Origin of the sequence: Bacillus hominis, from assembly GCF_018332515.1 — a bacterium.
In the GTDB taxonomy this organism is placed as follows: domain Bacteria; phylum Bacillota; class Bacilli; order Bacillales; family Bacillaceae_G; genus Bacillus_A; species Bacillus_A hominis.
Genome location: NZ_BOQD01000150.1, coordinates 1 through 9,522, shown reverse-complemented (window position 1 = coordinate 9,522; position 9,522 = coordinate 1). Strand labels below are relative to the sequence as shown.

7 protein-coding genes and 1 pseudogene are annotated in these 9,522 nt (G+C 35.7%); 1 reads left to right on the top strand and 7 read right to left on the bottom strand.

What is annotated here, in order from left to right:
* Window positions 1-306 (top strand): hypothetical protein (locus tag KI356_RS15725; RefSeq protein WP_207303671.1); only part of this gene is annotated, 306 nt, incomplete at its 5' end.
* Window positions 307-514: 208 nt separating this feature from the next.
* Here KI356_RS15725 and KI356_RS15720 read toward each other — a convergent pair.
* The 7 genes and pseudogenes from KI356_RS15720 to KI356_RS15690 all read right to left on the bottom strand — a co-directional run.
* Window positions 515-1,579, bottom strand: coding sequence for an N-acetylmuramoyl-L-alanine amidase (locus tag KI356_RS15720; protein ID WP_000753394.1), 1,065 nt, complete (start codon window positions 1,577-1,579; stop codon window positions 515-517).
* Window positions 1,576-1,815 carry a hypothetical protein gene (locus KI356_RS15715; protein ID WP_000461729.1) on the bottom strand — a complete coding sequence of 80 codons (240 nt, stop codon included), beginning with the start codon at window positions 1,813-1,815 and terminating at the stop codon, window positions 1,576-1,578. Before KI356_RS15715 ends, KI356_RS15720 begins: the two co-directional genes overlap by 4 nt.
* Complete coding sequence (locus KI356_RS15710; protein WP_000398731.1) at window positions 1,815-2,051, bottom strand: hemolysin XhlA family protein; 237 nt, start codon at window positions 2,049-2,051, stop codon at window positions 1,815-1,817. Before KI356_RS15710 ends, KI356_RS15715 begins: the two co-directional genes overlap by 1 nt.
* Before the next feature lie 72 nt (window positions 2,052-2,123).
* Entirely contained in the window at window positions 2,124-2,348 is a 225-nt protein-coding gene (locus KI356_RS15705; RefSeq protein WP_000390459.1) for a hemolysin XhlA family protein, read from the bottom strand.
* Between the two features lie 129 nt (window positions 2,349-2,477).
* Window positions 2,478-7,103, bottom strand: a complete 4,626-nt coding sequence (locus tag KI356_RS15700) for a phage tail spike protein (protein WP_001260206.1) — start codon at window positions 7,101-7,103, stop codon at window positions 2,478-2,480.
* On the bottom strand, window positions 7,100-8,599 hold the full coding sequence (locus tag KI356_RS15695) for a distal tail protein Dit (RefSeq protein ID WP_000959909.1): 1,500 nt from the start codon (window positions 8,597-8,599) through the stop codon (window positions 7,100-7,102). The genes KI356_RS15700 and KI356_RS15695 overlap by 4 nt, the downstream gene beginning before the upstream one ends.
* Window positions 8,600-8,613: 14 nt before the next feature.
* Window positions 8,614-9,504: pseudogene (locus KI356_RS15690) on the bottom strand (phage tail protein); the annotation flags it as partial.
* Between the last annotated feature and the right edge of the window lie 18 nt (window positions 9,505-9,522).

The window sequence follows — 9,522 nt, the reverse complement described above, 5'->3', positions numbered from 1 at the left end:
ACCAGCACCACCAGCACGACCAGTACGACCAGTACTAGCACCACTAAGTTCAATCCTCATTTATCTAAATTCTATAATGTTATAATAATTAATAAGAAAACTGGTAAACCACTTTCCCTTAACTGTTTCTTTAAAGATAAACCAACTAAATTTAGAATTATTTGTATTAAGGGTACTTGTGCTATACTTGGTTATCAAATTGATTCGTTTGCTAATTTCAATGCTGAACAATGTATTACGATTGATTTAAACTGTTATGATTTACAATTCAATTGTTCCATTCATAATGGCGATAATTGTTATTAAGTAAACTTAAAAAATATAATGTGTAAAAATGAGACACTTTACGATTAAAGGTCTCATTTTTCATTTAACTTTTATATCAAATCTGGAAATAAGCTAATACAAATGATAATCCTTTTTTCTTTATAAATTCAATGTGTGTGGAGTAACATTAATTCTAAAATAAGTTAAAAACTAAAGTTCACCTCTCAAAAATTGGTGAATCTTTTCATTATTTCACATATACATAGGCTTCATTTGCTGTTACATAGTATGTTCTTCCTTTGCTATTGTATACTTTATATTGCGGTGAACCATTTACATTTACTTTCGCATCAATTGTAAATCCTAATCCTGCATCTACAGAGCCAGCAACATCTCTATCCTGCCAAGATGGAGCGTTATAGAAACGTAGATTGTTAACTTTTGAAACAACGCGCTTTCCAACAATAGAAGAATCTACTGTGCTTTTCTTATTAAACTTCACATAAGATGAATCATTCTTAATCCACTGATCTCCACCAAGATTTAACCAGCCATCCTTTTCAGCCCATACAATATACGATTCTGGTTTGTTTAACTGACGAATCTTAGAATAGCTTGTACCTGGTCCTTTACGTAAATTAACATTGTAACCTTCAATATAGGCGATACCGTCTGTTACTGCTGTGGGTACTTCTGCTGGTTTAGATGGCTTTTTAGGGACAGAAACATCCACACTAGAATTATTGTATGCTCGTTGTACGTCTGCTCTAAATTGAGCTTCTGAAACGCCATGAGACTTTAAGTAATCAATTGGATCTTCATGATCCGTACCGCCAAGGTAATGAGTTACATCGCTATGTGTCCATAATCCTTTTTCTACAGATAACCCACGGTCACGTAAGATTTTAGCTAGTAACTTAACATATTTGTCATAGCTGCGTTTGAATTTTGTATAGTCCGCTGTTTCGCATAACTCTACATGTACAAATCGTTTATTAGCAGCAGGACCGCCACCATAAGCAATGTATTTTGTGTCAGCAATTTGGATTGTTTCGTCCCAATCGACTGCATAATGAACAAATGCATTTCTCCATGTTCGAGACTCATATTTTTGAATGTTAATAGCTGGAGCTTCTGGAGTTGCTGTAGAATGCGCTACAACGCCCTCATAAGCACCTATGCCATAACGGTATGGTTGTTTCGGTAAATCAGGAATAATAAGCGTTCTATCAGCAAGAGCACTTGTAGCAAAAGAACCAGCAAGTACTAGAATCATAAGGAACGAAGTAATATGTTTCATTGTCTTTTTCATTTTGCATCAACATCCTTTTTCATAATTTTTGTGTGGTCAAATAATCCACTTGCTGACAGTCCGATAATGATTCCTTGAAATACATTTGTTTTGATATCTCCGCCCAAAAATAATACGCCTAGCACAAGGCCAAGCGTTAAATTTAATAACGGAACATATTTTGTTTGTAATCCAATTGTTTTTCCAATCTGTGAAAGACCAACTACAATTCCAATCATTACAGTAATTTCAAACATTACATACCACCTCCTTTCATTAAGAAAGTGAGTGCCGCACCTATAATTCCACCTACAATAAGTCGCAAGATCCAAGTTGTATTAGCGCTAATCTTATCTAATTGCTTATTGATATTGATTATGTCCTTTTCGTTACCCGTTGTTCGGATTTCTAACCCTTTAATCTCTAAACGAATATCCTTGATCTCTTGCTTGATTTCTTGAACATCGTTTCTTACATCTTGTAACCCTTCCATTGTGACCACCTCATTCCAAAATAAAAAGAGAGACTCTTGTCCCTCTTTCATAAGTGCATTTAAACAAACAGTCTAAATACCGCCTTTTAATATTAACCCTAGAACTGCCATCACTATTGCACTAATCACAATTCTTAAGATCCAAGTTGTATTTGTGCTAATTTTTTCTAATTGTTTATTAATTGTTGAAATGTCTTTTTCATTAATGGTTGTACGAGTTTCTATATTACGAATATCACGCATAATTTCTTTCTGTTCTGATTTAAGTCTATCAATCTTTGCATAAACATCTTCCATATATTCACATCCCTCTAGAATCTACATAAAGCAATCTTTATATACTATGAGACAACCCTTCTCACTGTGAATATATGAAAGTCATTTTTTATCAAGGCCGTACTTTGTGCAAAATAAAAAAAGACCAGCTTATGGCTGCTCTGGTTTCTCGCTTATAAATTTTTGAAATAAATCTGTTAATGTGGACACATTACTTGTAAGTATCGTAACTTGATCTGTTAATGTAGTAACCTTCTTGTTTAATTGTTTATTTTCTTCTTTAACTACATTTAACTCTTCGGTATTCTGCTTAACCTGCTCCTTTAACAATATGAATTCATAATACAGCTGTTGGAAAGCTGCAATAAAAAGAGAAACGGTATTATATAAATTAATTGCCCGTTTCTCTTTATCTGTAAATACATCGTCCGTATCGTCAGCAATCATACCGAAATAAGTTTCGATATCTTTCGTTGTATATGGTTCTGTTTGTTCCTCTGATTTGTTCACACGCATTTGATACAGATCATACATGTCGTCTCTGAAATTGTACTGTTTGATAGCTAAACTCATGATTTTATCAAGAGCATTGAAAGGAATATCTTTTATATTCTCTTTCATGTTTCTAGCTGACGTAGGGTTAAATGCTTTCGCCCACATTTGACCAGTAGCACTAATATTCTCTTGCGCTCGTAATGTTCTTAATTCTATATCTTTCCATCCCTGACCCATCATATCTTTAATCTGCAAGCCATTGTTATAACCTTGTACAAAACTTGACCTTATCATTGCATTACCCATGATTAAATCATGATCGGTGGCGCCGTTTACGAAATGTATTTTATAGTCACTGCCTTTTCTTTTGAAAGTAAACTGCCCCGAGTTATTTGTAAAAATATGCGGCTCAGTTGTAGTTACAGAGAAGTAACCATATCCTGGAGCCCATCCTTCAGATTCAAAAATAATATTATTCAAGTTTTGAAAACGAAATTGTCCATCTGAATATACGCTCAGATGTCCACCGTCATTATGCATTTGAATATAGTTTGACCAAATATTAGTTCCTTCTGCATTTTCTCCTTTAGAAATCCCAAATTTTGCATATGCTTTAGAAGGTTGATCGACTCCATTAATTCGCGGCATGACTTGATAAATATAAAACGATCCTGTACCCCTGTATTTAATATTGTCAGAACCAAGGACGAGTGAAGGTTGAATACTTCCATCATTTGTTTCCATAAATCCTATATAGCCACGTGGCTTATCTGCATCGAAAATCTTCATGTCTTGCTTATTTATTTCAACAAATCTGTTTCCACTCGTTTTAAGTGTTACTCCTTCTAAAACTTTCCCTTTGATATGCTCAGCTGTTACATATCCTATAAGATTAATTCTGGACCCCTGAATTAGAATTTCCTCAGCTGATTGATTAATCTGGGATATAACATCGCCTTTTTTAACCCTAGAATTAATATTTTGATTTGTTAAACTAAAAGCCGCTTCCATTTCTAAAACATAAGCAAATTTTTTGTCCGCATCCGTCTTTGAGTACACTTCAGTCGCTTTAGCACGAAAACCTATTTCCTCGGTATTCTGCCGGATTTCTGTCTGCATATTTGTAGTTACTGTATCAAAGTCACTTTTAGCAACCTTATCCGCAACTAAGTCAACCAATTCTTTATAGTTGGTAACGTCTTTTGGGTTTGGCATGTATACAGATGGTTCTTTTCCTTGCTGTAGCTGCGGTTGAGATACCCACATTGTGCCATTACGGCGTACCCATATATCTCCTTGCAAACGAGTTACAGGAACGTCAGGAGCTTTAATGGTTACACTAACTAGTATCCAGGAGCCATTAATTAATAACTCTTTTATTTCAGTTTGCTCATAACCTAATGCGGTTGAACCATTAAAGAATTGAAGCTTAACGCACGCTCCTTGGTCTAATAAGTTTTTATCTACTACATAGACCCATGCAGACAATACGTAGTCACCGCTATTTTGTGAGGCTCCAATACTTTGAGCAATACCAGTCCAGCTATTTGCTGTAGCCCCCGCATTTGCAATTCTGACCGAGTTATAACCGTCATGACGTCTGTCTGTTACTGGTGTTACTGTAGCACCTGATACAACTCCTGCTACTGTCCACTTATCGGTACTAGCAACCTCATTTGTTATATTGCCATTAGCATCAACTGTTTTTTTCTTAAACTCTGTATTGAAGAATTGATTTATACTACCAAGTGCCCCTATATAAGCTTTCATTTGCTGTTCCGAAATCTTTGAACTTAATGAGTCTTTTGTTTGCGTAATTTCATTCTTGTTTTCTTGAATGAGCTTTCCTTGATTTGTTTGTGTTTCTGTTAGCGTTTTAATATTAAGAGAATTCGAATTTGTGGTCTGCTTCACTTCATTTAGAGTTGTTTGCATTGTACCTTGATCTTGTTGTACTTTCGAGATTGTTTTTGAGTTCGTATTTACTGTTTGTTGAATTTCATTAGTTGTTTGGGTAAAATCTGCTTTAGAAGTAACTTCATCGTTAGATAGTTGCCATGTAGTTCGTATGTTACCTTCTTCAAATTTTGCATGGTGTGAGTTTAAATCCCCATCAATATTGCGCCCAGAGTAATAGAATTTAACTTGAGTTACATCTTTATCTTTTGTTCTAAATGTAACTGATAGTGGTTCGTCTTTATAATTTACATTAATCTTTATTTGCGATTCAGCACGTACAGATTGCCATTCTTGCTCTCCATCTGCATACGTTATCGCTGTTTCTACGCCAAACCAAGCATTTGTATTGAATTTTGTCATTTTACCAGTAAACAAAAATGAGATAGTAAAAATTTTATTCCTATAGTTGACCTTATCCGATAAAATCATTTGTTTACTGTCTGACCAGGATCCAGTCATGTTCTGTTTATTTAACCCTGTTTCTGAACCGCTAGCTAAATTGATTGAACCTACAGAAATATTATTTACAGTAGTTTTTAATTCTGTAATGGTGTTAGTGTTAGATTCAGCTGTCTGTTTAGCAGTATTAGCAGTTTGACTTACTAGTTTAAGATTATCGTTTAGAGTTGTTATCTCCGTTTTCTCTGCTTTATTTTTAATTTCTTCAGCTGTGCGTTCAGCAGTCGTTTTTGTTTCATTTAATACTTTTATATCACCTTTACGGTTTGTTTCGTACACTTGCTTTCCAATAAGGTTTTCGTTTACCCAATCTTTTGTATAAACACCTTCTTTGTTGGCCTTTCCTTCAAGTTGCTGATTTAACCAAGTCTTATCAGGTATATCTTCAATTGTCTCTTTTAAAGTATCAATTTCTGTTTGTGCATTCTTTATATCTTTTTGTAATGGTCCTGTATCCGGAACAACCGATTCCCAAGCTGTACCTGTCCATATTTTTAAAATACCAGGCTTTCCATTACTAATATCACGCCATAGCGTTTTGTTTGGCTTAAGATCAGTAGTTGGTGGTTCTTTACCTTCTATAATATTAACCATATTATTTTCAATATTTTTTTTTAGTTGCTCTGATATATCTTTAGCCTCTTGCGATTCCTTTACAGCTTTTCCCGATTCTTTCTTTGCTTCTTCGGCCAACTTTTCTAGTTGTTCTAACAGTTCCTTGTTAGCCTTCCCCTCTAACCAAGCACGCATTTTGTTATATAATTTTCGTAATTCCTCGTTCGAATCTATAATCTCTCGATAGTCTCCAAATACATATTTATCTTGCGAAGGATCCGTATATGATTCATCACCAGCGATTGCCCTTGCTTCAAGGTATAACTTAGGTGTGAAGCCTGTATCTTTGATTCGGATTGTATCGCCTTCATTGATTAGTTCATGTGCTAGTCCGAAAATGCGACCGATTGATTGTGCCTCTACTTCATACGAAACTGAAGTATTGACACGCTTCTTTAATTCCGTCTTCATCAAAGTCATTAATCGTTTTGGTGTCATATTTTGTTCTTCTGTTTCTGGAGTGTAAAAACCAAATTTATGTTTACCATGTGCATTCCAACGTTGAAAGGCATCACTATCTGTAATATAAACAAGTCCGTTATTGATGCTCTCAACCGTGATAAGTTCTTCACCTTCACCTCGTACAAATCCGACTAAGGCGGTACAAATATCCCTGGAATGCTCAATGCGTCTAACGCCTACTAAGTCTTTTCCCAGGGTTACTTCCTTCCCTGTTTCTCTCCCTCGTTTATTTATCATATCGACGTACCATCCAGTAATTTGAGAACCAGATACTTCAACTCGATATTGGATTTCCAATTCAAACAAAGCTGCAATTTTCTTTAAAAAAGTAAGGGGATCGATGAATTCATCGATCGTCATCGTGTGGAACGAAGAATAATCCGTTATTCCACGTTGCCATTTTGAATCGGCAAGAGCGATATCAATAAACGTATTAACTGTTTCGCTCTCTATACGTTGAGGTTTAATAATCCCATCTTTGGCGATTTGAACCCAGGCACCAGAAGAGTGTACAGTTAATGATCTATCCTTTGAATCTTTTTCTACTTCATTATTAATAACATACGGAACAATTCGACCATCACGTACTTCCTTTAAAACCAAGTTCTGCTGTTGTAATGTAATTGCATGCGGAGTACCGTCAAAAATTTTGAACTCTAGCATATCAATGTTATTCTTGATTTCCCAATGACGCTTATCTTCCCAGTAGTCCTTTGGTTGAATAGCGGATAGAATTTGATCTGTTTTGAAATCAACAACATGAAGTAATCCGCTTGGTGTTCTCATCGAAATCGCTCCCTATATTTAACTTTTGCTGTTCCGATATTTGCTGGCATAATTTCAAGTTTATTCTGACCCTTAGTAATTTTAGGATAATCACTGAATAATTCCTTCAGATTAATTGCACTTGAACCATTAATACTAACTAGACTTTTTGCTGTATCGATTTGCACTTTATCTCCTTTTCCAACAATATATGGAGGATTATTATTTGTATTTTGGTTAACTTTCCAAATCTTAATATCATCAACTGTCATAAGTACAGCCGGATTATTATTCCACCATTGACAGATAGAAATTTGTACCTGTGCAATTTTATTCATCAAGATCCCATCTTTGTCTACCCAACGAGCTTTTGCTCCAGCATCATCAATCTCAGTACCGTACGCAAATTTCGCAATATAAAACTCCCATTCATCCCCAATACGGTAAACACATAACTTTCCGTAAAAATTATTCCACGTCCAAGGATACATACCGCGCGTATGGATCATCATTTGTTCAGCTGGATGCCCTGGATAGGCAATCTTAGCAACACCAAAAGTTTCTTCAGCCTCCCAATATACATCGTTTAGCGACAATCGAACTACAGGTTTACTAGTCTCATCCAGTAGGGCCACTTCTACTTGTCCCATTTGTACATAACTACTGCAGTTGAACCTTACATAAGCATCCATTATAAAATCTTGTAATGGTCCACTAGGAATGCTTTTTTTAGCAATCGCTCCATGATTCCCTTTGTAATTCTGATCACCATAATCTTCTACATAAAATTGATGTCCATTAGATTTGAATGTACCTCCACCTTTAGTGTTTTCAAACTGTGATACACTTGTCCATCCAACTGTAGTAGACATTTCATCCCACATTACACGTTGTTTCCACTCTACTGGAAGTTGGTTTACTTGTAACGGGTAACCAATCCGAAAATAATCTTCTTTGTTTGGAAGATATACGCTCTTATTCCAAACATCTAAAAATGTAGAAGGGTTTTCAACTTCAATTTCGATGATAGGTTCTGACTCCGCACTGCCTTTATTTTGAATGTTGGCTATTAACCCTCGACCGTCATTTTCAAAGTCAACCGTTTTCTCATTCCCTAACTTATACGGCATTGGACATATTAGTGTAATAGTTGCTTGATGAATATTAGATTTTTCTAAAGTCTCCTCTACAGATTCCTTAATCCCGTAATACACAATATCCGGTTCGTCTGTGAAGGTAATTTTTACAGGTTCTTCTGTATCTAATAGACCATTCAATTCATCTATCCGTTTCCTTAGTTCAAAAAGAGAGACTCCCTTAAGAGAGAAATCTACTTCTAATACTCTCTTGGGAGGCCTTTTACTTAAAAAATATGAACCTGGGCGGTGAGGTACGGTTAACTCATTAATTTCGTCACTTAAAATTCCGCGACCTCTTACATCGTTAACCATAAAAAATCCTTTTTCGTATTTTTGCTCAAAGTATTCTTCTAAATTAATTTCATTAAAAACTAACAATATACCACCCTCCTTTAAAATACATCTTTCCGTTTTTTTACAGCCTCTTGCTCTCCAGTAATATCATCAACGAACCTATTAAACTCTTGTCTACCAAGCTGTATATTAATATACGCAGGTTGTCTTTCACTAGCTGTAGAATTTGAAGCAGTTCCGGCATCCGTATTTCCTGAGCTTGCTTGTGGTCTAGCTGTCTGGTATGCACCAAGTCCTCTTGGCATTCCGTATACAGTCTCTACTTGTAAAGCTTCCGGTTTCATCCATTCAGTCATTTGTTCGGTTGTTCTTTGTACAGCGCCTTTCATTGCATCAATACCATTAATCCACCCTTTCATCATATTGACACCAATGAAATCCCTGAACCAACGACTCGGTGAGTGAATCGATAAAAGTCCTGAAATTTTATCTTTGATTCCATTTCCGATGTCCGTAATTTTGTCCCAAATAGCCCCAGCCATAGAGCTTATACCATTTAAGAGACCTTGCATCATATTTTCTCCTATGCTCCCTAAGTCAATTCCGCTCAAGAAAGACTTCACGTTATTAAAAATTTGAGTCACTGTGTTATAGATAGCATTTAAGATACTAGAAGTCGCTGACTTAGCTGCATTCCAAATTGAAGAAATGATGCTACCTACTGCGTTCATAACAGATGAAATGACTGAACATATACCTGAAAAAATTGAACTTACTAGAGAACCTACCGCTGATAAAACACTAGAAAAAATAGATTTCACTAAATTTAGCCCACCATTCACGACCGCGGAAATTAAATTTATCGCCCCTTGGATGATATTTCCGATTAATGACATTACACTCGACGTAATGCCTTTCACCGCGTTCCACGCTCCACTCCAATCTCCTTTTAAAACTGAAGTGAAAAGCTTTATTATGTTGGTGATTACCCATGCCCATCAACTTAA